Source organism: Paenibacillus soyae, assembly GCF_024623455.1.
Taxonomy (GTDB): domain Bacteria; phylum Bacillota; class Bacilli; order Paenibacillales; family Paenibacillaceae; genus Pristimantibacillus; species Pristimantibacillus soyae.
In genome coordinates this window covers 179,827-203,936 of record NZ_JANIPJ010000012.1, presented here as the reverse complement: position 1 = coordinate 203,936, position 24,110 = coordinate 179,827, and the positions used below count along the sequence as shown (strand labels likewise).

Here is a 24,110-nt window from a genome sequence, read left to right as displayed (position 1 = left end):
ATGATTTATATATGGAGTATGTGTTCAACGGCGATCTTGCAAAATCGGATCCGGTAAATATTCGCTTGCAAGCCCGAAACATTCAAGTGCCCGAAACGGATGCTCCTTGGGTGGGAATCCGGAGGTTTCTTCCCTACGAAATGGTTGCGCAACCATTCGATCTTAGACTTCGCACGATCAAGGGAATGGCCGGAGATGTACAGATATTCGTAGATAATCAATATCTGACGAATGCGAACGCGGACCAACCCTTTATCGTTAACCCAAACCAATGGAAGGATGGAATTCACAACATCATGATCGCTGTTAAAAATAACGCTTCGTCATTGAATGAAAACCTATTGATACGCGATTTTGTAGTAGATCGGTTCGATACGTTTTCTGATGTGCCCAAATCGCATTGGGGGCATCGAACCGTAGAAGTCATGAATCACTTAGGTATTCTGGCAGGTCGCGGCAGCCAGAGGTTCGAGCCTGACCTTCCGGTGTCTCGCCAGGAATTCGCGAAAATAATAGCCGAAACGTTGCTTCTGAAGGCAAGTGAAGCGTCGACCAGGCGCTATGAGGACGTATCTGATGACCAATGGTCGAAGAAATATATAGATGCTCTCACACAGGCGGGTCTAATTGAAGGCGAGCAAACGGACGGGAAATGGTACTTTTATCCGGAACGTGCCATAAACAGGGCCGAAGCAGCAACCATAATTGGCCGTACGAAGCTCTTTGCCGATATCCCGGTTTACGGGAACGAAGTCTCGTTTACCGATTTGCGTGATATACCAGACTGGGCGGGTTTGGCGGTGGCGCGGTTAGGTGGAGCGAAATGGATTAACGGTTATTCGGATGGAACATTCAGACCGATGAAAAGGCTTTCCAGGGCGGAGGCTTCTCAAATCGTTATCAAATTTATTGGACTTTAGTCTAAGAGGCGAAATAAAGGCCATTCCTTTGTGGAGTGGCCTTTATTTCGTTTATTCAAGCTGGATTGGAAACTATTGACGATGACACCATGTTGCGACATTGTATATAATTATTCCAAAGGAGAGGGTCCAAAGAACTAACCCTTTCGTGTTTATCAGCATGCTATCATAGGTCTTACGGTCCGTTTCGTCTATTACACTTACATCTATAGATTAACATCCAGGGGGCAATTTCGATGCCATCAACAAGCTCACTCCAACGAAGAATATGGATTTTCGCCCCGGCGCTGCTTATTGCCATGCAGCTTGTCATTAGTCATATTTACCCCAACAACGCTGCTCTTCTTATACTCGCCGCTATTTTGCCCTCACTCTGCGCGTGGATCATCCTCTCCCGCGTCTCCAGAATACATACCGGAAGCAATCGCATGTTTTGGCGTTTTTTCGAGCTGGGTTGCGCCTTATATACAGCGGCTTGGTTCGGTTGGCTAGGTTATGTTCTAGCAGGCAAGGAGCCTCCTGTTGCAAGCGTCAGCGATTATTTGTGGGCCTTGCAAGGCTTGATGTTTCTGACGGCACTTTGCTATAAAATTTGGAAAGAAAAGAGCCTTTTGCGAGGCGTTAAATATGTTCTCGATATGGCCGTTCTTCTCATTCTATTTACGGCTTTCGGCTGGGAGCTGTTCATGGAGACGCGGTTCGATCAACATTCCATTTCGGGCATGGGGTTAAGCTTGTTTTATCCCATCATTGATTTCGTCATCTTCTGCGGATTACTCATTCACGTTCGAATCGATCGTTACCTCTTTCAGTCTTACGCCTTAGCAGCGTTGACATTCGGATTAATCCTGCTCTGGGCAGGGGACCTCCTCTATATGGAGAGCCTTATTCAAGATACATACAAGATCGGCAGCTGGCTCGATGCATGGTATAGTGTCGGATTGCTGGCATTGGCCGTCGCTGGAATTTTCTCGCTCGGTCCGAATAATCGACGGGCAGGCGACAGCCCGGATCAACCCCGGTCGTCGTCCATTGCGGCGCTCTTCATTCCTTACGGCGCTCTAACCGCGATTGCCGTGTTTCTATCTTTCCATTACAAAGACATAGCGGAGCATACCGAGCTTATGTTTGCGGGGATCGCCATCACGGCGATCACGGTACTAAGGCAGATCATGGTTTCGGCGGAGCACGACAAATTGATTCGGGAATCGAAAAAGCTGCTGGAGCAGACGGAATATTTGGCCCATCACGATATGCTGACAGGACTTGCTAACCGAAGGCTCTTCGAACGTATGCTGGAGAACTGCCAGAACGGAGAAGCGCCACTGGTTAACGGCTATCTCGTAACGGTGTTCTTGATCGATCTGGACCGCTTCCAGCATATTAACGATACTTACGGTCACGATATTGGAGACCGGATTATTGAAACGGTGGCGAAGCGTCTGCGCAATCAGTTCCCGGCTCAGGCAAGCATCGCCCGCTTGGGCGGCGATGAATTCGCGGTCCTTCTCCATACCCCTCCCGCGATTAATATCTTATCGCTGGCCAGGAGCTGCTCCGCAAGGCTGTCCGAGCCTTATCTGCTGGGCCATCTCGAGCTGCGCTTAACGGCAAGCCTAGGGATCACGATAACTTCGGATGGCACGGGATGCAAAACCGATGTTTTGAAGCAAGCGGACATGGCATTGAAGCGGGCGAAATCCTTCGTTCGGGAAAAATATTGCTTCTACGAAGAGGAGATGTCTCTCGAGCTGGAGCGCAGGGCGCTCATGGAGCAGTCTTTGCACCAAGCCTTGGAACGGGACGAGCTTCTGCTTCACTACCAGCCGCAAATTTGCGCGCAAAGCCAGGGACTTGTCGGAGTGGAGGCCTTATTGCGATGGAAGCAAGAAGACGGCAGGTTTGTCTCTCCAGCGGAATTCATTCCTCTTGCCGAGGAATCGGGGCTCATCGTGCCAATCGGCGAATGGGTGCTGCGAGAAGCATGCGCGCAAGCGGTCGAATGGGACAGGGCGGGGCTTCCTCCCATTCAGATGGGAGTCAATGTGTCGCCCCGTCAGGTAGAAGCTCCGGACTTTGTCGAAATGGTGCTCCGGATCGTCGAGTCCACTGGAATATCGCCTTCGAAGCTCGTTATTGAAATTACGGAAAGCCTGGCTCTTCGCGAAGAAGAACAGACGATCGAGAAGCTGAAGACGTTGCAGGCAAGAGGCATCCAGGTTTCCATGGACGACTTCGGAACCGGCTATTCCTCACTGGGGGCTCTTCGCTCTTATCAAGTGGATTCGATCAAGATCGCTCAAACCTTTATTCGGAATATAGATGGCATAGGTGAAGGGATGACCATTGTCAAAGCGATGCTTGCCATGGCGAAGAGCATGGATATGCATGTAATCGCGGAAGGGATCGAAACTCGGGAGCAATTCGAGCTCTTGCGAGATGAAGGCTGCGACTTTATTCAAGGGTATTACTTCGATAAACCTATGGCTGCCGAAGATCTGATAGCCAAATACGGCAATAACGAAATCGCAGGCTCCGCAAGCGCCTAAATGCGGTCTATCATAGCTCTTTGGAAAGGCAAGATAGAACATGAAAATAAGAGTGAAGGCATTTCTAGTCGTGTCCATAACGTTGGCTCTGTTTCTTACGCTGCTGTTCTGGGTTGTCGCTCCGATTCTGATGAAGGAATCCATCGAATTAGACCGTAATACGATGATCAATGACGCGAAGCGGGTACGGAACTATCTGGATGGAGACATGCAGTCGTTGGCGAGGACGAACACGGACTGGGCCGTATGGGACGATACCTACTTATTCCTGCAGGGACAACAACCTGAATATATGGATGTCAATTTGCAGCACGATACCTTCGAGAATAATAGGGTCAGCTTCATGCTGTTTTTTAATGCGAGCAGACAATTAATCCATCAGCAAGGCTTCGATATTTACAATTCCGAGCCGTTGGAGCTAGACAGCGGCTTTCCCAACGTTTTTTTGCCGCTCATTCCGACGGACGGCGACGTCGATCACACGCTCCTTATTCGAACGGGCGCCGGCTTTGCAATGGCAGCCATTCATTCCGTGCACACCAGCGATGGCGAGGGTCCGGCAGCGGGAACGCTCATTATGGGGAAATTTATTCAGAAGGAATATATAGCTTCCATGGCGGAGGTGCTGTCTCTTGATCTTCGACTTGGAGACGAGGTCCAGTATACTGGCGCGACGCCTGACCATGTTGAGATTGCGCCGGTGAATGAAACGATGCTGGAAGGTACGATCTTCATAACGGATGATTCGAACCAATCCGCATATGAAATGAAGCTTATCGGGGACAGGAAGTTTTATCACGACAAGAAGGAGAGCATCAAACATCTTAGTCTGTTGACCATGCTCTTTAGCTTATTGTTTATGTTATTTGTTCTAGTCCTGCTGGACCGGTTGATCCTCTCGCGAATATATCGGATTTCCCTGCAATTGAATCGCATACAGCGGGAGAAGAACGTAAACGAGAGAGTTCAGTCCAATTCGAAATACAAAGATGAAGTATCGGTCCTTGAATGCTCTATTAATACGATGCTTCAATCGTTGGAAGAAAAGCATAACGAAGTGACGACGCTCGCCTATTTCGACCCGTTAACGACACTGCCCAACCGCTATAAGCTCGAAGCGGAATTCGAACGAATGGCGGAGTCCCATCCGGACGAATTGGCGCTCCTGTTCTTCGATCTCGACGGCTTTAAGAAGGTAAATGATTCATTAGGCCACGATTCGGGCGACATTCTGCTTCGGACGGTAGCCTGCCGGGTAATGTCGGTAGTCTCGGAGGCCGGCGGTGTCGCGGCAAGATATGGCGGAGACGAATTCACCGTTCTCGTGAAGGAATCCGCCGAGCTGGACTTTAACCGGATGGTCCGTACGCTTCTGAAGGAAATCGAAGCTCCGGTCTTCATTAAATCGCAGACCGTCAACATTACGGCCAGTATCGGAATCAGCCGGTCCCGTTACGACGGACATACGCTCGTTGAGCTGCTCAAAAAAGCGGATATCGCCATGTACACCGCCAAGAAGAGGGGCAAAAACCAGTGGGCCGCCTATACCTCAATATAAGTAAGACGACAGTCATAATGTACGGGGCAGCCCAATACAAGTTAGTAGAGTAATCGTGCTCGCTGACCTTCAGGGGCAACAGGAGAGGGGCTGACCTCGTGCCTTCAAGCGGATCGAGTCTAGCGGCGGAAGCGTATACGAAAGCCGCGTTTGCAGCGGTTGTGGACGCGATTATTCCCCTTGAGCTATGGATGGCGGGAGCGTTTCCGAACGATTGGTATGAATTCGTCATCAAACAAATCGATCATTCCCAGTTCGTCTCGTACGGGTCAGGCGCTCAAGCAGGGGGGGAGGCGTTGTCGCTCACAACCGCCAAGCTCTTGGATATCGGAGCGCAAGAGCTGCTTCGCAGGGGACTGATGATAATGCCTATGAACAACGGGCCCTTCGTCGGAGGTGGATTGTTCGCTAGATTGTCTAGAATCGACAGGCTTAGAACGATTGCCATCCTGAATCAAGTCGCTGTCCCGACGGGCTTGCTGCCGCCGCCCTACCGGAACAATCCGGGATTGGTTCAAACGATGATGGATTCGCTATTTCAGCTCACGATGTTCGGTTACGATTCCGAATGGGCGGGTTACGGGACAACACGGCTCCTGCCGCCGGATGAGCAGCGCGTCGAGTTTTTCCCGCCTGCTTGGCGCCAGATTGGATATCCGGGGCCTTCGTTCGGCTATCGCGCCCTTCGCGGCTGCTATTTCGTGCCGCCTTCAGCCGAAGGGAGAAACGGCGATGCCTAATCCGGATGTCATTGTGATCGGCTCCGGCGGCGGCGGAGCGGTCATCGCCAAAGAGCTCGGGGAGCTGGGGCTCGAGGTGTTGGTTCTGGAGGCGGGGCCCTGGTATGGAAATGCGAAATGGCCTGAACCGAACAAGGAGAGCGGGGCCGCGAGCAGCGACAGCCCGCAGGATTTGGACATTGCGCTCCTCCGCAAGCAATATACGAAGTACGAAGGCGAGATGAATGATCTCATTACCGGCAAGCTGCGCTGGGGGCCGGCGAATCGGAACCGTCCGCCTTGGTTCCGGAATTTGACGGAACGCGGGTTTATCTGGCAGGTGGCCGGGGTTGGCGGCACGACGCAAGCCTATCTCGCCAACTCGCCCCGCGCCTTTCCCAGCGCCATCGACGGCATCTGGCCCATCTCTTACCGCGATCTGATTCCCTACTACGAGAAGGTTGAGGCCACGCTTCCCGTTGCGCCGGCTCCAACGACCGCGAAGGAAGAGCTGTTCTATTATGGTGCAAGGAAGGCCGGTTGGCCTGTAATTCCTACTCTCAATGTGACGCGCGCGGGATATCGTCCCCAGCCCAATGCCATCCTGCCCCCTAACCCCGAGCTTATGAATCCATCCTATTCTCTTGAGCAGCTATCGCATATGGAAGGCTGCACGCTAGCGGGACATTGCATCAACGGTTGTCCTCACGGACCTGCCTATGACCGGGTAGCGAAACGCTCGACGAATGTGAGCTATATCCCGCTGGCGCTTCAAACCGGGCGCGTGACGATAAGGCCTAATACTTTCGTGACCAAAGTGCTGACCGAGCGAGGACGCGATAGCGGATTGTACGCGAGCGGCGTTCAAATTCGAGATGCGTGGACCGGAGAAACGGAGGAGCTTAGGGCGGCTGTCGTTGTTATGGCGGCCGGCGCGATCGAGTCGCCCCGTTTGTGGCTGAATTCGGGTTTGCCCGATAACGGTTGGGTTGGGAGGGGACTGGTCAACCATTACTTCGATTGGGTGACGGGACTCTTCGACGAACGCGATTTGATCTCGATATTGGGAATCCCGACAACCGATCCGTTCGTCGGTCATACCTCGGGAGGAAGACTGGATATTCCAGGGCTCGGCTCGATGATCGTGACCGGCTTAAGTCCGGGATTAACGAGCTCGATGAGCTTCGGGATGAGCCAGGCGGGGTATGCCAGCATGCATCCTTATGCGGCTGGGCTGCCGAATTACGCGAGAGGCTGGCTTGTCGGCGCGCAGTGGCGAGAGTGGATGAGCAGATATAGGCAGACGTTAAGCATCGCGATCTTCACAGAAGAGGAGGTTGACCCGCGCAACGGGGTCGGAATCGATCCCGTCCAGAAAGACGAGCACGGTCCGATTCCGCTTGTCCATTATATTCCCGGTCCGCGGGCCTCCCGTAATCGCGAAGCGCTTGTCCGAATCGCCGCCGAGCTTCTTCATAAGGCAGGGGCCAAGAACATACACCGGACGGACTGGCCGGCTTCTCTCATGATTCATATCGAAAGCACCATGAGGATGGGATACGTGGTTGATACAAGCTGTGAAGCTTTGCAGGTGAACCGGTTATATATAGCAGATAACAGCGTGCATGTCAACGGATTGGGCGGGGCGAATCCGACTTTGACCACGCAGGCGCTAGCGACGAGAACCGCCGAAAAGCTTGCAAGCAAATATTTCACATAATTAGGCAATTCATGCTGCATAGCCGACTGGGGATAACGGCAACACTAACAGAAAAAAGTGGAGATGCAGCCAATGAATTTGCTGGAAATACTGAAAGACGCGATTCTTCCGTTCAGCGATGGAAAAAAACCGCCTCTGCATGTCGGAGAAGTCATGAATCTCTGGTTTTATTTGACGGCGACCGAACAAACGCTGCGAGGGGAAGAAATTTCTTTGAATACCGCGCAGGATCCCGAGCTGAAGGAAAAAATAAAGGATGTCATCCATAATGTCCATCATCCTATTCGCACGGAATTGCAGGAGTTTCTAAGAGATGAAGGCGTGCCTTTGCCTAAAACCACCCCGGATAAAGCGGTTGGAGATTTTCGAACGCTTCCCGACAACGCCAAATTATCAGATGAAGAGATCGCGAATCTGCTCAGCTTCAATATCGTGCTGGGCATTACGTATGCTTGCCGCGGTATGACGGAGTCGGTACGGCCGGATGTGGCGGCTATGTTCGCGAAGTATCAGATGAAGAAAGCCGCTTTCTCGATAACGTTTCGAGAGCTGATGATCAAGAAAGGGTGGCTGCTCGTGCCGCCTGCCTATCATCCCGCTTCATCCGTTTCAAGCGATAACTAGGGAAGCGCTTTACTTCATCTGTATAAAGCGAGGTTAGCGATAACGAACAAGCTCCCGGCAAGCGGCCGGGGGTTTTGTTCGTTTGCTTTGGAATCGGACTCACAGATCTTTTTTGCGGAAAGCGCGAACGCCAAGCAGCAGGACAATGATCAAATAACATAACGCATAGAGCAAAAAAGCGTTGGAGGGCACGCTGACGATCGCGAACGGGCCGAACGACTGAGGCTTGGCCAAATCGACGAACTGCTGCATGTCCCGCAGCGAGAACAGCTCCGCAAGCATGCGGCGCTGCAGCGCATCGGCAGGCATCGCCAGTAAAGGGTCGATCTGGGCGACCTATAATAGCCTCGTCGGAATTGCCGACGCATAATCCTCTGCCATTTTGTTCAATGTAAGGTTATGGCTGAAAGCCGTACAACGAAGAGGAGGGTGAAACCATGACTTCAAGCCGTGGCCATCAAGGCGCGCATGGAATTGGACAAGCCGAGCATCAGCTGAACAATCAGGCTCAGGCCGCCGTCGAAATTCAAGGCGAGTCGGAGCTCGACCGCAGCATTAACCAGGCCGCCAGACAGCCTTACAAAGCGTCCGAAGAAGAAAACGAATAAGGAACGCGAACAACCCGCCAGCTGTCGCCATCGATAGTCGGCGGGTTTTCTTTTTCAGCCATTATATATTATATACCATTACTTTTTTATTGCAAAACAATAAACATTTTGCTAAACTCAATGTAATTTCAACGATAAGCGAGGGGCTTTCTATGGAACGTGGAACAACAATCTTTTTGAAGGCGGCTGTCATTCTTTTTGGGATTCCGGTGCTTGCGCTTTGTATATTCGCGGTACCTGAGGTCGCGAATTTTGCGGCGGAATTGTATCCGGAGCATACGTATCTGAAATATCTGGTGTTCCTTGATTTGTACGCGTCGGCGATTCCTTTCTACATCGCTTTGTATCAGGCCTTTAAGCTTCTCACTTATATCGATAAGAACAAAGCGTTCTCCGAATTGTCGGTTCGGGCTCTGAAAAATATTAAAAACTGCGCGGTCGCGGTCAGCGGCTTGCATGTGGTTGGCCTGCCGCTCTACTATCTTATCGCGGAGAAAGACGATGCGCCGGGCATCATCCTCATCGGGATGGTCATTATATTTGCCGCCATGGTGATAGCCGTTTTTGCCGCCGTTCTCCAAAGGCTGCTCAAACAAGCCATCGATATTAAATCCGAAAATGATTTGACGGTCTGAGGTGATTATTATGGCGATTATTATTAATATTGACGTGATGCTGGCGAAAAGGAAAATGAGCGTAACCGAGCTGTCGGAGAGGGTAGGCATCACGATGGCGAACCTTTCGATCTTAAAAAACGGGAAGGCCAAAGCGGTTCGATTATCGACTCTGGAGGCGATCTGCAAGGCCTTAGATTGCCAGCCTGGGGATATACTGGAATATAAAGAAGAATAATATAGACATCTGGGCAGCCGTAGCGGCTGCTATTTTGTTCGTGCATGTTCCTCCAACAGAACGAGAAGAGGCCGCCTCTTGAAGGGCAGCCATAGTAAGAATCTGCTGGCATTGAATTCAAGCCCGAAGCTTGCGCTCTCTTCGTACCCGAAAAGCCGTGCGGGCTCCCTTCAAATAGAGCAGCAGCCGCGCTCCCGCCAGGAAGAGGATGATCGCGCCGTCCCAGAAGGGGACGGAATGGGAGGGGGTTTCGGACACTTGCCGCACGGCCATCTGAATCGCGGTATAGGCGCCCGGCAAGCTGTAGAGGAGCAAAGAAACGGTCATCGCCCCGATGCCGATGGCGTATACGGCGCCGAACCAGGCGGCCGCCCGGCGCTCCGTGACGGGCAAGCGCCGCCACGCTTCGATCGTATCGCCGTCCTTGCGCCACAGCTTGCGCAGGAACAATCGGCCGCTGCGGGCGAGGTCGGCGGAATGGGTGGCGTTGCCGAGCACGAAGTATAGATCCGTCCGCAGGAACACCATGAACTGCGAGAGGATGCCGAGCATTAGCAGCAGGACGACAAGCCGGGCGATGTCATGGGCGAAGCTGCCTGGCTCCACGGCAAGCTGCACGAGCAGAGCCGCCGCGATCAGGAGAGTGTCCCACGCCATGCCGGCGAGGTAAGGGAAGTAGCGCTTCGCCGGCGGCTGCCCCCATAAGCCGGTCATCTCGGTCTCGGCGACGATGACGATATATCGGATACTTACTCTCATATGAGCCGGCACGCCTAAGCCGCGGGCTGCCAGCAGGTGAGCGCATTCGTGGAGGAAAATAAGGAGGCAGGCGAGAACCGAAACGAGCAGCGCGTTTGCCCCGACGTACGGCAGCACGAACATGTCGCGATAATGAGGCAGGAGCTCGGGGCGCAGGGCGAAGAGGAGAATAACGGCGGCAAGCGCGGCCACATAAACCCATGCGGCGCTGCCCGTGAAGAAGAGGGCGCCGATCCGCCGGACAAGCCGGTCGTTTACAGATTTCGTCCGCGTCTCTGATGCCGGGACCGCAGCGGCCGCGAGCCCGAGCTTCTGGAGCTGGGTCACGAAGTCGAGGACATCGACGTCGAGCTCCCGCTCCCGCAAGATGAGTTCTTGCACCTCCAACACCGTTCGGGTGCCGTCCGCGCGCTCGATCACGTACACGGCGGGCTCCGGTACCCGGATGAAGCGCGGTATGCGCGGGTCTCCGATCGTATATTCATCTCCGTCCCGCTGGACGGTCAGATGGGAGAGGTCGACGCGAGAGGATGCATCCCATTCGCTCATGATGGAGTCTCCCTATCCCGCGTCCCCGTCGAGACGGCTTCCGCTGCATCCAGCAGCTGCTCCATCGAGACCGGCTCGACCGCCCTGGAGTCCGACGACGCCGTTCCGCAGCTCGGGCAATCGGGATAGCGGGGGATGAGGCTTCTCGAGATATCCATATCATGGAACGGCACAATACCAAAAGCCATATCGGGAAGGGAAGCGTAGCCGGTTAGTTGTTTGGCGATGTCGGCGGCGACCAGCGCGGTCATCATGGCCACATTAGGCGCGAAGCCCGGATTGCCGGCATCGGCATCGGCCGCGGCGCCGGAGACTTGACGCCGAATTCGTTCGGCCGCCGAAGGGTCGTTCCGCATAATGTGCATAACCCGGCAATCGGTGCAGCCGCTCTCGTACGGGAGCACTCGGAAGTAGAAGCCGAGCCGGTTGCCGATCGAAAGGTAATAGGAGGGGACGCGCCGGCTCAGGCAGGCGCTGTTAACGAAGCGGGAGCCCAACAGTGGCGGCGTATCGATGGCGCCGACCACAAGGTCCGCCTGCTCTACGATATCCGACAGCGACCGCGCGCTGTCGATCCGGCGCTCGTGCACCTCGACCCGCACGTCGCGATTCAAAGCGAGCAGGCGCCGCTGCAGCGCAATCGTCTTGTATTCGCCGACGTCGTCCTCGGTATAGAAGAACTGCCGGTTCAAATTGTTCAGCTCGACCCGGTCAAAGTCGACACCGATGATGCGCCCGACGCCCATCGCGGCGAGCCAGGCGGCGATAACGCTGCCTCCCCCCAGGCCGACGACGGCTACGGTTGCTTCCTTCAGCCTTTTCTGAAAGTCGAAGCGGCTTTCGGCCAAGCTTTCGTACAAAGAGAAGTAAGTGAAATTATTTTTGTAGCGAAGCTTCTCGCGCTCCGTCAAGCCGGAGGGATCGGCCGTCCCGCAGGTTAACAGGCGATAACGGTCGAGCATCGATAGGCCTTCCTCTACTTCGCGCAGCGTTAGTTGGCGTTCCCGCGCGATTTCTTCCACGCCGCGCGAGCCGTCCAGCAGCTGGATAAACGCATAGATGCTGCCGTCGGGATCGTCGATTTCAAGCGTCGTTCGCTCCATTTTGAACCGTATAACATCAAGATCCCGGCTCATGACTTGCCGGCAGTATGATTTTAAAGCGGGATTCATCATCGTTAGAGTCTCCTGATCCATCGATTTTTGGGAAAGAGCCGTACACAAGCGTACGGCTCTTTCGGCTGACCTTCTTAGATTTTGAATTCGGTTAGTACCTCGGGATTCTCATGGATAGCCGTCGGCGTCAGGTTTTCCACTTCGCGGATTTCGATTTTCATCAGTCTCACCTCCCTCACAGTTCTCATTATAAAGCTGCTAGATTTGGCAACAAGTGACAGGGTGTCATCAATGCTGTCACGACGATGACGGAACCATGATCTCTGTTGGTTGGCGTATAGGCCGGTGTTCCCAAAAACAAGCACCCTCGCCGCCTGCTTAGAAGACAGGAGCGAGGGTGCAGCTTCGCGAGCCGTTAGTTAGGCAGAGCTTCAAGACGCGATTTCATTTCGCGATAGACATCCGCGGGCAGCGGGCCCTTCTCGGCAAAACGCAGGTTCTCTGCCAAGTGGAGCGGGTTTTTCGTGCCGACGATCGTCGTCGACATGTCGGGATGGGACAACGTATAGCGGAGCAGCAGCCCGGTGCGCGTCTCGCCTTGCTCCAGCAGCTCGTCCAGCCTCGCTTGCTCCCAGACGGCCCAGCGGTCCGCGGAGCCGCGGCCATGGCCAGGCTCCCCTTGTCCGACGCCACCGCGGACGATGATGCCTGCGCCTGTCGCGGCGGCTCTCGTCAGCCACTGCTCATGCTCGCGTTCCAACGCGGAGTACGGAAGCTGAAACGTATCGAACACGCCCGAATCCACATAGGAGGGGAGATGAGGGAGGTAGGACGATATGCCGATCCATCGCGCTTTGCCGGAAGCTTGTATTTCCCTAAGCGCGTCGACCAGCTCTCCTTCCTCCGTTTGCCGCACCGTAGGCCCGTGCAGCTGCAAGAGATCGACATAATCGGTTTTCATTCTTTTCAGGCTAGTTTCTATGTTGTGCAGCAAGTTGTCCCGCGTCCACACATGCGGAGTTTCGTCATGGTCGCCATGATCGACAAGCGTGCAGCCGCATTTGGTGGCGAGATAGTATTCCTCCCGGCGATGGCTGATAAATCGGCCGATAAACTCTTCGCTCCGCCCATAATCATAGGACGTGTCGATAAAATTAATGCCGGCATCGAGTACGGCATTTAGAATCCGGTCGGCTTCCGCATCCTCCACGGGTCTGCCGCTCCATACCCGCGGCCCTCGGATTTCCATAGCGCCGTAACTCAGCTTCGTAACTTGGAGACCGGTTCGGCCCAGCTTCGTCTTTTCCATTTGCGCAAACGCCTCTCTTTCAATAGAAAATAATGGACGAGCTCTCTATTAGTCTATCATGCCGCAAGCTTCTCTTAATTTTAGCCGAACGGATGACGGAATGCACATTGTGCGGAAAACGCTTTCGATTCATAATGGAAGAAAGGCGGAAAAAAGGCTGCAATAGCTGCCGGGGAGGGGAAGGCCGTGCTGCGGATCGTTGAACGAAATAAAGTGTTCGTTCTTATGGTGGCGCCGTATTTGGTTTTTTTGGTGCTGTTCATGTCTGTAGGCTGGATTGTACAGGAGAGAACGACCGAGCTTCTGCGGGAGGAATCGGTCAAGGTGAACCGCAGTCTGCTGGAGCAGAGCCGCACCACGCTCGACCGAAGGCTGGCGGATATCGACCGGATCGCGCAGGAGCTGTACAGCGATTCAAGGCTGACCAGGCTGCAGGACATCGAAGAGCCGTTCCAGGGCGCGACGACGTATTTGCTGCTCGATACACAGAAGCGATTAGCGAGTTATTCTCTCTACAATAACTTCGTGTTTGACTATTTTATCCTTTATTCCCGCAGCGGGCTCGTCCTCTCGGACGATACGATTTATGAAATGCCTAAGTTTTACGACCATGTGATGCAGATAAAAGGTCAATCCTATGAAGAATGGCGTTCAAGGTGGATGGACGCCTACTATTCGAAAGAGGTGCTGCCAGCCGGGCAGGTCACCTATAACAGACAGCCTTATTCGCTGGTTACGGTGCTTCAGTCGATCGGCAATCCCGGCTTTCAAAAAGGGGTTATCGCCATTCTCATCGACAACAAGGAGATCCAAAAGCTGCTCGGCGGCGTTGATATTTCCGATGGGGGGATCGCTTATATACTGGATGAGCAGGGGAGAGTCGTAAGCTCGGTTTCTTCGCGCTCGGGCGAAAGGGTCGCGGAAGCGGAAGCCATCCCTGTCAGCCGCGGCGAACTGATCGGAGGAGAGGGAGTTCTAGAGCCGACTCGAAGCCGTCCGATGTTCGTCACCTATACGACCTCCGAGTACAATGGCTGGACCTACGTGGCCGCGCAGCCGGAGCACGTCATCCTGGAGAAGGCCGATTACATCAAGACGATCTTCATGACGATTCTCGTCTTTGCGCTGGGGGGCGGCATCGCGATCTCCTGCTGGCTCGCTTACCGCAGCAGTCGACCCGTACAATCCATTCTTAACCAGCTAGCCAATCGCTTCGGAGGAGATGTCGGCTCCCGCCGCGATATTTACCGATTGATCCGCGACAAGCTCGCGATTCTAATGGACAATAACGATAAGCTGGAGAGCCAGCTGAAAGAGCAAGCGCCCCTGCTCCGATCGGCTTTCGCCGAACGTTTGCTGAAGGGCGACATTACGGACCCCGAAGAAGCTGCAGCACAATCCTCTCACGTCGGCATGGAGCTTGCGGGCGCGCCGTACTACGCCGCAGTCATCGTGCAGCTTCGCGGATATGAACGCTTATCGTACCATGCGGACTTGTGGCAGGAGCTTGGCATCGTGCGGCTGCGGTTCAAAGAGCTGCTGGCGAAGGCACTTGGAGCCCGCGGACTTCTGCATGACATGGCCGCGGACCAAATCGTGCTGTTGTTCGCCCTAAGCGATGCCCGGGAGGGACAATGCCGGCAGGAGCTGGCGCAGCTGCTGGAGCAGCTATACGCGCGGGCCGGCGAAGAAGCCGAAGCGACGCCGATTCTGGCCGCAGGAGGCGTGTATCCTTCTCTAATCGAGCTCGCCAGATCCTTCGAAGAGGCTCGCCAAGCGCTGAACTATTCAGCTTGGCGCAACCAGCCAGGAATCATTCATTATGATGACACTCCGAGAGAGCATCATCTCTACTATTATCCGCCGGAGCTGCAGACCAGGCTGATCAACTGCGCGGCGGCCGGCGACGAGCAGGGGGTGGCCCGGCTTTTCGACGAACTGCGCGAGGCCAATTTGACAAACCGACATCTCACGATCCCTATGTTGAGACTGTTATTTCATGAGGTATGGGGGACGGTGTTCAAGCTATACGCGAAGGCGGGAGCAGAGACCCAGCCGCTGCTCGAGTTCATGACCGGCCGTACGGACTCGCCGTTAGGCTTCGAGGCATTGGAAGAGGGCTTGCGGCAAGCGCAGCAGGCCGTCGAGAAGATCTGCAGGCAGGCCGGCGACCGGAAGAAAAGCGGCAACCAGGCTCTGCTCTCGCGCATTACACAGCTTCTCGAGCGAGCTTATGCCGAGCAGGAGCTTTGTCTGGAAAGCGCGGCTGCGGAGCTGGATATCTCCCGCGTTTATTTGTCCCAGTTCTTCAAAGAGCAGACCGGAGAGAACTTCTCCGATTACTTGGAGAAAGTCCGGATGAACGAGGCGCGCCGGCTGCTCTTGAACACTCGTCTGCCGATATACGATATCGCGCTGCAAGTCGGCTACAGCTCGCTTAATACCTTCGGACGCGCATTCAAGCGGATGCACGGTCTCAGTGCGACGACTTATAGGGAATCCGGAATTGGAAAAGAAGGTCTTCAAACCCCAAGTTCTTAACCGTTGCACAGCCCCCGATCCGCTGCACAAGCGAGTGAAGGGGCCTTTCTTAACTATGGAACAATGCGCGAACAGGTTCAGCTTTACGAGAAATCGAAGCCAAGGTAAGGTGGAGCTACAGTTTTCTGCAGAAAACGATTCCATTCCTTGCAAGGGAGGTGTACGAACGGGATATGCGAGCATCCGTCAGGACCCCGGCCGCGCCGGCAGCGAAAAAAACGTCTGCCTGGCGGAAAATGAAACGAGGATGGCGGTTGTACGCCTTAATCGCCCTTCCGTTGTTCTACCTGCTTCTGTTCAAATATGTGCCTATGTACGGAATTGTCATCGCTTTCAAAAACTATACGGCTTCGACGGGTATTCTGGGCAGCGAGTGGGTCGGCTTGGAGCACTTTGAAAGATTTTTCCGTTCTTACGAATTCGGCCGCATCCTGAGCAACACGCTTATTCTCAGCCTGTATTCGCTCGCTGCCGGATTTCCGTTCCCGATTCTGCTCGCCTTGAGCTTGAATGACGTGAAGAACCGGCTGTTTAAGAACACGGTTCAAATGGTGAGCTACGCTCCTTATTTCATTTCCATCGTCGTCATGGTCGGCATCATTCTGGAGATGCTGGAGCCGCGCCATGGGCTCGTGAACAACCTTATTCGGTTGTTTGGCTTCGAGGCGGTCGGCTTCATGAACGATCCATCGTATTTCAAATCGATCTTCGTCTGGTCGGGCATCTGGCAAACCGTAGGCTTCAACTGCATTATCTACATGGCCGCGCTGGCGAGCGTCGATCCGGTGCTGCACGAGGCGGCTGTCGTCGACGGCGCATCCAAGCTGCGGCGCATGTGGCATATCGATCTGCCCGGCATCATGCCCGTCGCCGTGATTCTGTTGATCTTGAATACGGGGACCATACTGGACAGCGGCTTCGAGAAGGTGCTGCTGATGCAGAACCCCCTCAATTTGAGCACCTCCGAAGTGATCGATTCGTATGTGTACAAGGTTGCTTTCACCTCCCAAGTGGTGAATTACTCGTATTCAACGGCAATCGGACTGTTTAAATCGATTATCGGCCTTATCCTGTTGGTCGCGGTGAACAAGATCGCCCGGCGAGCCGGCCAGTCTAGTCTATGGTAGGAGGGAGGGAAGACCAATGAGGCCCTATACGCTGGCGGAGTCGCGGGGAGATAAGCTGGTTAGCGGAATCAATATGTTGCTTCTCTCCATCTTTCTGCTCGTCGTGCTCTATCCGCTCGTTTTTATCGTAAGCGCTTCCTTCAGCGATCCGCTGGCCGTCATGTCCGGCAAAGTGTGGCTGCTGCCCGTAAATCCTACGCTCGACGGCTATGAAGCCGTATGGAAGCATAACTTGATCGGCAGAAGCTTCTTGAATTCGATTGTTTATACGGTCGCGGGGACGGCGGTGAACATCGTCGTGACGATTCTGGCGGCCTATCCGCTCGCGAGACGGGATTTTTACGGCAGGCAGCTCCTCCTGTTTCTGTTTTTGTTCACGATGCTGTTCTCCGGAGGGTTGATCCCCAGCTATCTGCTCGTGAAGGAGCTCGGGATGCTCAATACCGTGTGGGCCATCATTATTCCGGGGGCGCTTGGGGTATGGAATATGATTGTGACACGAACGTATTTCCAGACGACGATTCCGGAGGAGCTGCTCGAGGCCGCCCAGCTCGACGGATGCACCGACTTCTCTTTCTTATGGAAGATCGTCCTTCCGCTGTCCGGGCCGATTATCGCGGTGATCGCTTTATTCTACGGAGTGGCCCACTGGAACCAATATTTCACCGCGTTGCTATTCCTGCATGACCGCGAGCTGTATCCGCTGCAAATCGTGCTGCGAGAAATTTTGATCCAAAATCAAATCAGTCCTCTCATGATAGCCGACGTGACGGAGCTGTCCCGCCGGCAAGCGCTAAGCGAGCTGCTGAAATACTCGCTCATCGTAGTGGCAACCCTGCCGCTGATGCTGGTATTCCCGTTCGCGCAAAAGCACTTCATTAAAGGCGTCATGATTGGGTCGTTGAAAGGTTAATATGGACTGCGAACGTAAACAAGGAGGGTTCAAGCATGAAAAAGAGAATGCGAGCAGGGCTGCTAATCTTCATCAGTCTGATGATCATTCTGGCGGGCTGCGCGAAAAACGAAGGGAATCCGAATCCGACGGCCGCCAGCGGAGAAGGAGGCAATAACCAGGCCACAGCGGAACCGGCGCCTGTTGCGGAGGAGAAAGTGTCTCCTGCCGGCGAATTCCCGATTACCAAAGAGAAAACGACGATTCGCATCATGGCGATGGAGAATGGCGCCGTGGAAAATTTCGCGACCAATGCCTTTACCCAATATTTAGAGGAGAAGACGAACATCCATATTGAATGGGACATCGTGCCGAGCAGCGCGGCGGCCGAGAAGCTGAATCTGGTTCTTGCCGGAGGCGATCTGCCGGATGTCATTATGAGCATGTGGGTATCCAACGCGCAGCAAATGGTCTACGGCAGCCAAGGCATTATCATCCCGCTTAACGACCTCATTGACAAATACGGCAAAGAAACGAAACGGATATTCGAAGAGAATCCGCTCATCAAGGAAGCGATAACGACGCCGGACGGCAACATCTATGCCCTGCCAAGCCCGAATGACTGCTATCACTGCTCGATGATACAGAAGATGTGGGTGTACCAGCCTTGGCTGGATGAGCTCGGCATCGCCAAGCCGACCACGACCGACGAGTTTTACGAGATGCTGAAGGCGTTCAAGACGCGGGATCCGAACAAGAACGGCAAAGCGGACGAAATCCCGCTCTCCGGAGGACCGAAGGGCTGGGAAACCCGGGTCGACAAGTTTTTGATGAACGCGTTTATCTACAACCCCGCCAACTACGTCTATCTGAACGGGGGCAAAGCAGACGTGCCGTTCGATAAGCCGGAGTGGAAGGAAGGGCTTGCTTACCTGCACAAGCTGTATGAGGAAGAGCTGCTCGATCCGCAGGCGTTGACGCAGGACGGCGCCCAGCTCAGGCAGCTCGGCGAGAATCCGGACGTGCCGATTCTTGGGGCATCGGGAGCCGGTTATATGGGCGAGCTGACGCAAGACAACGGCGCGAGCGGCAGATGGAAGGAATACACGACGCTGGCGCCGCTCAAGGGATCAGGCGGGCTACAAGTCGCGCCGGTCGGCACCTATCATCCGAACGGAGGCAACTTCGTTATTACGAAAGCGGCCAAAAATCCGGAGGCCGCCTTCCGTCTGGCCGACGCGCTGTACGACCTGGAGATGACGCTCCGTTCCGTCGTCGGTATCCCGGAGAAGCAGTGGACGTGGGCGAAGGACGGCGAGATCGGCATTAACGGGAAGCCGGCCGTATGGAAACGGCTGCTGCCGGACGGGCAGATCCAGAACGACTCATGGGCGCAGACCGGTCCGTCCTATCGTTCGAACGATATGCGGCTGGGTGAAGTGAACAATCCGGAGCAATCGCTGGAGCCGATGCTGTTCAAGGAAACGAAAGAGAATTACGAGCCTTATCGGGCAAGCGGGGACATGGTGCTGCCGAATCTGTTCTTTACGAGCGAGCAGTCGGCGGAGCTGGCGGATCTGCAGAAGACGATTAATGACTACGTTGACGAATCGCTGGCGCGGTTCATTACCGGCGATAAGGACTTGACCAAGGATTGGGACGATTACCTCAAGAGTCTGGAACAGATGAATCTGAAGCGTTATCTGGAAATTTACCAGCAGGCTTATGAAGCCAAAGCTTCCACAATGAAATAGAGCTGCTTCAACCGCCCACCCGCAGATGCCGTCACTCCAGCTCTGCGGGTGAGCTTCATGGAAAGCCTTTGATGAAAGGGGGCCGCGGCGTTTGACAATGAATAACAAGCTGCTGTCAGGTAGGAGAGGCTATTTGATTGATTGCCATCGGGGAGATTTGCCGGAAGTGACCTTCGCGGGGTTCGATCCTTCGGTCTACGCGGATCGGATACGCGCCGCGGGGTTCGATAACATGATTGTCTACGCGAAGGACCACTGGGGGTATGCGTATTATCCGAGCCGAATCGGACCGGTACATCCCAAAGCGGCGGAAGCCGGGTTGGATCTGCTGCAGGCGCTGAAGCAAGCCGGAGAAGGAGCCGGGGCAGCCGTCTCGGTCTATTACAGCGTCGATACGGATCATTATGCAGCCAAATCGCATCCGCAGTGGAAGGCTATCGATGCGGAAGGACGGCCGATTCGGGCGGGAGGGCGCTGGTTCCGCTGCTGCATTCGCCACGGATATCGGGAGTACATGCTGGCCCAGCTGCGCGAAATTCTCGAAAATTATAAGCCGGAGGGACTGTATCTCGATTGCTTCCCCTCCGTGCTGTGCTTCTGCGGCCCATGCCAGGAGCAATATAAGAAGGCGACGGGGCGCAGCATGCCGCTGGGCAGCGAGGCGAATGAGCGTTGGCGCGAGCTGTATGATTACGAGGAGGCCGAGTACTGGCTGCCCTTCGCTAGAAGCGTGCACGAGTTGATTCAGGAAGTCAGCCCGGGGACGATGTTCACGACGAACGGCTGCAATGCCGGCATGCCTCGTTCCATACGCCGCGTCTACGATTACCATTTCGCGGAGCCGTGGGCGGGCAATTTTTTGTCGGCGGGGTTTGTCCGGGACACGATGACATGCCCTCAGGTCGGGCCGGGCAATATCGGCAGCGTCTATGATCATACGCCGGTAACCCGAGTGGCGAGGGAGTTGATCAGCATTGGCATGCAGGGCGCCCGCCCGTTCCTGTACAGCGAGTCGATGAAAGCAGACGGCAGTCCGGTAGGACCGGAGTGGGACCGGATCGAAGCCGCCTATAAGCTGGTGTCGGCAGCCGAGGCCTTCTGGGGCCAGGGCGCGCCGCCGAGCGACATCTCGATCCTGTATAGCGAATTGTCGCATCGATTCGATCCCGCATACAGCCGATTCCAGCCGCACTGGTGGGAACGGTCCAGCGTCCATCTTCAAGCGGTGCAGACGGCCATGTCGCTCTGCGCTTCCAAGCGCCGAGGCTGCCGGATTATCGAAGCGGAGGAGTGGCGCGAGGAACGCTCGGGCCGGCTGATGCTGGTTCCGGGCGCGCAGTCGATGACGTTGGAAGGATGGCTCCGAGTGGAGCAATATGTCCGCGCGGGCGGCCGGGCTATCGTGACGTTGGATGATGTGCCGAGACAACGAGACGGCACGTTGTACGGTCCGGAAGGGGAAGCGATCTGGGAATCGTTATTCGGCTGCAGGCTGCTTGGGCGAGATACGCGCTACCAGCAGAACGGGATCGGCAGCTATTTGCAATTCGATCCGGAGCATGTTCTATGCGAGGAGCCTTTGAAGGGACCGCTGGCCGTATGCGGGCCGCGGTTAAGAATGGATCCGCTCCCGGGTACCGCCGTGTGGGGACGCTTCTCGGCTCCCTTGTTCGAGGAGGATACGGCAGCGGAGCGGTGGATGGCTTGGCGGTCACCCGAGCCTTCCGGCGAGCTGGGCGCTCCGGCTGTCATTCGGCGGCAGACTGGAGCAGGCGAGGTTGTTTTGGTTGGCTTTGACCTGTTCGCGATGGCGAGGGGGACGCTTGCCGTTCAGACAGGATTTGCCGAGCAGGAAGGGCAGCGGTGGCACTGGCCGGGCCAATGGCTTCGCGGGCTGATGCAGGCTTGGGCTCCGCCTTCCGTCCGGGTGGAAGGATTGCCTGAGCAAACGCTGACGACATGGATGTTGACGGAGCAGGGAGAGCTTCAGCTGCACGTGCTGAACGAAGAACAGCCGAAGCGCCTTCGGTTTACGGTTTTGCTGCAGGACGCGGGACGCCACAGCGCCCCGGAGATGATGTATCCGATTCGCCGCGAGCTGCTGCCCGAGCCTGACGGCTCCGGAGGCGGGCGGGTTCGAGTCGACACGGACTCTTTGTATACAGTCATTCGAATGGGAAAGAGAGGCGAATTTCCGGAGGTTTGCTCGAACTTTGACTAGTTTTGGATATAACAGGTTTCGACAGAAACATTTTCCTATCCGGCATCGTTAAATAGGTACATTGCCGGCTAGCGTTTGTTCTCGGACTATTTGTTCTACCGCGGTGCCGGCATATATCCTATAGGAGGAATGCCATAATGAGGAAAATCGCCCTAGCATTGCTCGCGTTCGCGATGCTGCTCACCCTCTCCGTCCCGGCCGCAGGCGCGGCAGGGCTCACGACGGAGGAGAAATTCCAAGTACTGAAGCAGCAGGGCATCATGACCGGCTTCGAGGACGGGTCCTCCCGCCTTCACGAATCCATGTCCCGCGAACAATTCGCAACCGTGCTTTACAAGCTTCTCGAATTGCCTCATTCCAATACGACGCCCGCGTTCGCGGACGTGCTGAAGACGCGCTGGTCGTTCACGGCGGTTCAGGCGGTTCGCAACTCAGGGCTTATGGTCGGCAAAGGGAATAACCGATTCGAGCCGACCGCGCCCGTGAAGGTGGAAGAGCTTGCGGTCGTGTTGCTGAAGGTCAATAACGTATCCGCTTACCCTAACGTCGTCTTCGCGGGCAAAGTATCGCCATGGGCGAAGAATGCGGTCGGAACCGCAATCAGCAAAGGCTGGATTGCCCCTCGGGAGGACTATACGGTCAACGCCACGCGAGGCGTGCTCGTGGAAGCGATCTACGCGGTCTATACGGGCTGGGGAAGTCTGCTCGACGTGAGGTCGGTCGAGGCGCTGAATGTTCAGACGGTACGGGTGAATCTAAAGGCGAAGGCCGAGTCGGCGGATATCGGCAGATTCACGCTGCGGGACGATCTCGGTAACGTTGTGCCTATCCATCTCGCGACGGTCAGCGCCGACGGGATGTCGGTATTGCTCACGACAGGCTACCAGCTCGAGAACCGTACGCATTTCTTAACGGTCGACGGCCGGTCATGGGCGTATACGTCCACAAGATCGGACATGACGAAGCCGACGATCACCGCGTTCGACCGCGTGACGTCTCGTATCTATGTCTTGACCTTCTCCGAGCCGGTTGAGAACGGGACGGCTACGAATCCATCCCATTATTCGTTCTCCGGCGGCTTGAAGGTAACGTCGATCCAGCTTTCGACCGACAAGAGACAGGTGACGCTCACCACGTCGAATCAGGCGGACAACGTCCGATACTGGCTCACCGTCAAGAACGTCAAGGATCTCGCCGGCAACGTGATGGATACGCGCTCGGATCTGTCCATCGTCGGCAGCAACGACGGGACGAAGCCGACCATCGTCGAATCGGAGTTTAAAGTGAACGCCGACGCCTCGCTGACCGTCAAATTCAGCGAGAAGGTGAATCGCGACATCGCCGTTCAGACGGGAAGGTACAGCATCAGCGGCTTGACGATCGTATCGGCCACCCTGGATAGCGAAGGACGCACCGTTACTCTGCGAACCTCCGCCCAGCAAGACAAAACCGTATACAGCCTGACCGTCTCGGGCATCCCCGATCTGTCCGGCAACGTGATGGATACGAAATCCGGTCTGCTGTTCGGAGGCATCTCGAATCCGGTTCTCCCCGTGAAGCTTCAAAGCATCGCGGCGGTTAACGAGAACACGATCGAGGTCACGTTCGACAGAGATATCAAAGATTCGGACATCGGATCGCTTGTCGTTACGATTCTCAAGGATAACGGGGCTAACGTCTCGATGACCGGCTGGAGCAAATACGCCGTACGCAAGCCGGGAACGAATAGAGTCGTTGTCGTCCAATTCCGCACCGGCTCCGATTCGAATCCGGCGTTGTTCCAACCCGGCCACGTATATACGGCGAGGGTAACGGGCGTGTCGTCGCTCCTCACGCAGGACGGCGCGAACGAACTTACGTTTGCCGGAACCGTCGCCGCCAACGAGGCGCCTTACGCGAAACAGGTGATCGTCATGAATCGGACGACGATCAAAGTCGTCTTCAGCGAGCCCGTGAAAAACGTAAATGAAACGTCCTTCGCTCTCCAAGAGCAGGGTGGAGACGCCGTCGGCATCTCCCACGACGAATTGAACAATACGGGAGCGGTCGTTACCGAGGTGACGCTGAAGCTGGCCAAGGACCTGACGCCGGGCCGAGTGTATGCTCTCACGTTCAAACCCGGCATCACCGACGCGGCCGGCTTCAATGGATGGAAGACGAAAAACGGCAACGAGGATATCAGCATTCTGTTCACGGGTATTTAATATAGGCTAAATGAATGACCGCCACGGTTAACGGGCTCAGCCCGCCGGGGCGGTCGTTTTTCCTTTTCGCGCGCATCACAGAGAGGTGC

The 24,110-nt window shown here is 55.2% G+C and carries 19 protein-coding genes; 15 read left to right on the top strand and 4 right to left on the bottom strand.

The features are described 5' to 3' along the window. The first annotated feature begins 11 nt into the window (after positions 1 to 11). The 6 genes from NQZ67_RS17420 (at position 12) to NQZ67_RS17395 (ending at position 8,090) form a co-directional block, all read left to right on the top strand. Complete coding sequence (locus NQZ67_RS17420) at positions 12 to 920, top strand: S-layer homology domain-containing protein (protein ID WP_257448377.1); 909 nt, start codon at positions 12 to 14, stop codon at positions 918 to 920. A gap of 428 nt (positions 921 to 1,348) precedes the next feature. Beyond that, complete coding sequence (locus NQZ67_RS17415; RefSeq protein WP_257448374.1) at positions 1,349 to 3,469, top strand: putative bifunctional diguanylate cyclase/phosphodiesterase; 2,121 nt, start codon at positions 1,349 to 1,351, stop codon at positions 3,467 to 3,469. A gap of 40 nt (positions 3,470 to 3,509) precedes the next feature. Next, positions 3,510 to 5,027 (top strand): sensor domain-containing diguanylate cyclase, encoded by a 1,518-nt coding sequence (locus NQZ67_RS17410; protein ID WP_257448372.1) that lies wholly within the window; start codon positions 3,510 to 3,512, stop codon positions 5,025 to 5,027. Positions 5,028 to 5,125: 98 nt separating this feature from the next. Further along, positions 5,126 to 5,767 (top strand): hypothetical protein, encoded by a 642-nt coding sequence (locus tag NQZ67_RS17405; RefSeq protein WP_257448370.1) that lies wholly within the window; start codon positions 5,126 to 5,128, stop codon positions 5,765 to 5,767. Then, on the top strand, positions 5,760 to 7,466 hold the full coding sequence (locus NQZ67_RS17400; protein ID WP_257448368.1) for a GMC family oxidoreductase N-terminal domain-containing protein: 1,707 nt from the start codon (positions 5,760 to 5,762) through the stop codon (positions 7,464 to 7,466). Before NQZ67_RS17405 ends, NQZ67_RS17400 begins: the two co-directional genes overlap by 8 nt. A 72-nt stretch (positions 7,467 to 7,538) precedes the next feature. Next, the gene (locus NQZ67_RS17395; protein WP_257448365.1) at positions 7,539 to 8,090 is read left to right on the top strand and encodes a DUF3231 family protein; all 552 of its coding nucleotides are present in this window, start codon (positions 7,539 to 7,541) and stop codon (positions 8,088 to 8,090) included. 99 nt (positions 8,091 to 8,189) lie between these two features. Here the strand turns inward: NQZ67_RS17395 and NQZ67_RS17390 are convergent, their stop codons facing one another. Then, complete coding sequence (locus tag NQZ67_RS17390; protein WP_257448363.1) at positions 8,190 to 8,399, bottom strand: hypothetical protein; 210 nt, start codon at positions 8,397 to 8,399, stop codon at positions 8,190 to 8,192. A 128-nt stretch (positions 8,400 to 8,527) separates the two neighbouring features. Between NQZ67_RS17390 and NQZ67_RS17385 the strand changes: the two genes are divergently transcribed. The 3 genes from NQZ67_RS17385 (at position 8,528) to NQZ67_RS17375 (ending at position 9,550) form a co-directional block, all read left to right on the top strand. After that, positions 8,528 to 8,698, top strand: a complete 171-nt coding sequence (locus tag NQZ67_RS17385; protein ID WP_257448361.1) for a hypothetical protein — start codon at positions 8,528 to 8,530, stop codon at positions 8,696 to 8,698. Between the two features lie 152 nt (positions 8,699 to 8,850). Further along, on the top strand, positions 8,851 to 9,333 hold the full coding sequence (locus NQZ67_RS17380) for a DUF2975 domain-containing protein (protein WP_257448360.1): 483 nt from the start codon (positions 8,851 to 8,853) through the stop codon (positions 9,331 to 9,333). Between the two features lie 10 nt (positions 9,334 to 9,343). Further along, a complete protein-coding gene (locus tag NQZ67_RS17375; protein WP_257448358.1) occupies positions 9,344 to 9,550 on the top strand; it encodes a helix-turn-helix domain-containing protein in 207 nt (68 codons plus the stop codon). A 117-nt stretch (positions 9,551 to 9,667) separates the two neighbouring features. Here NQZ67_RS17375 and NQZ67_RS17370 read toward each other — a convergent pair whose 3' ends face one another. The 3 genes from NQZ67_RS17370 to NQZ67_RS17360 form a co-directional block, all read right to left on the bottom strand. Next, positions 9,668 to 10,858: a hypothetical protein gene (locus NQZ67_RS17370; protein WP_257448356.1), complete on the bottom strand. Its 1,191-nt coding sequence runs from the start codon at positions 10,856 to 10,858 to the stop codon at positions 9,668 to 9,670. Next, on the bottom strand, positions 10,855 to 12,033 hold the full coding sequence (locus tag NQZ67_RS17365; RefSeq protein WP_257448354.1) for a HesA/MoeB/ThiF family protein: 1,179 nt from the start codon (positions 12,031 to 12,033) through the stop codon (positions 10,855 to 10,857). Before NQZ67_RS17365 ends, NQZ67_RS17370 begins: the two co-directional genes overlap by 4 nt. A gap of 355 nt (positions 12,034 to 12,388) precedes the next feature. Further along, positions 12,389 to 13,282 carry an aldo/keto reductase gene (locus tag NQZ67_RS17360; protein ID WP_257448352.1) on the bottom strand — a complete coding sequence of 298 codons (894 nt, stop codon included), beginning with the start codon at positions 13,280 to 13,282 and terminating at the stop codon, positions 12,389 to 12,391. 186 nt (positions 13,283 to 13,468) lie between these two features. Here NQZ67_RS17360 and NQZ67_RS17355 point away from each other — a divergent pair, with 186 nt between their 5' ends. From NQZ67_RS17355 to NQZ67_RS17330, 6 genes are all read left to right on the top strand, one after another. After that, complete coding sequence (locus NQZ67_RS17355) at positions 13,469 to 15,823, top strand: helix-turn-helix domain-containing protein (RefSeq protein WP_257448350.1); 2,355 nt, start codon at positions 13,469 to 13,471, stop codon at positions 15,821 to 15,823. 173 nt (positions 15,824 to 15,996) lie between these two features. Then, positions 15,997 to 16,950, top strand: coding sequence for an ABC transporter permease (locus NQZ67_RS17350; RefSeq protein ID WP_371825321.1), 954 nt, complete (start codon positions 15,997 to 15,999; stop codon positions 16,948 to 16,950). Positions 16,951 to 16,966: 16 nt separating this feature from the next. Continuing rightward, complete coding sequence (locus tag NQZ67_RS17345) at positions 16,967 to 17,863, top strand: carbohydrate ABC transporter permease (protein ID WP_257448346.1); 897 nt, start codon at positions 16,967 to 16,969, stop codon at positions 17,861 to 17,863. Between the two features lie 35 nt (positions 17,864 to 17,898). Continuing rightward, entirely contained in the window at positions 17,899 to 19,596 is a 1,698-nt protein-coding gene (locus NQZ67_RS17340; protein ID WP_257448344.1) for an ABC transporter substrate-binding protein, read from the top strand. Positions 19,597 to 19,693: 97 nt separating this feature from the next. Next, complete coding sequence (locus NQZ67_RS17335) at positions 19,694 to 21,817, top strand: alpha-L-fucosidase (protein WP_257448433.1); 2,124 nt, start codon at positions 19,694 to 19,696, stop codon at positions 21,815 to 21,817. Between the two features lie 137 nt (positions 21,818 to 21,954). Beyond that, the gene (locus tag NQZ67_RS17330) at positions 21,955 to 24,021 is read left to right on the top strand and encodes an Ig-like domain-containing protein (protein ID WP_257448342.1); all 2,067 of its coding nucleotides are present in this window, start codon (positions 21,955 to 21,957) and stop codon (positions 24,019 to 24,021) included. The last annotated feature ends 89 nt before the right edge of the window (positions 24,022 to 24,110 follow it).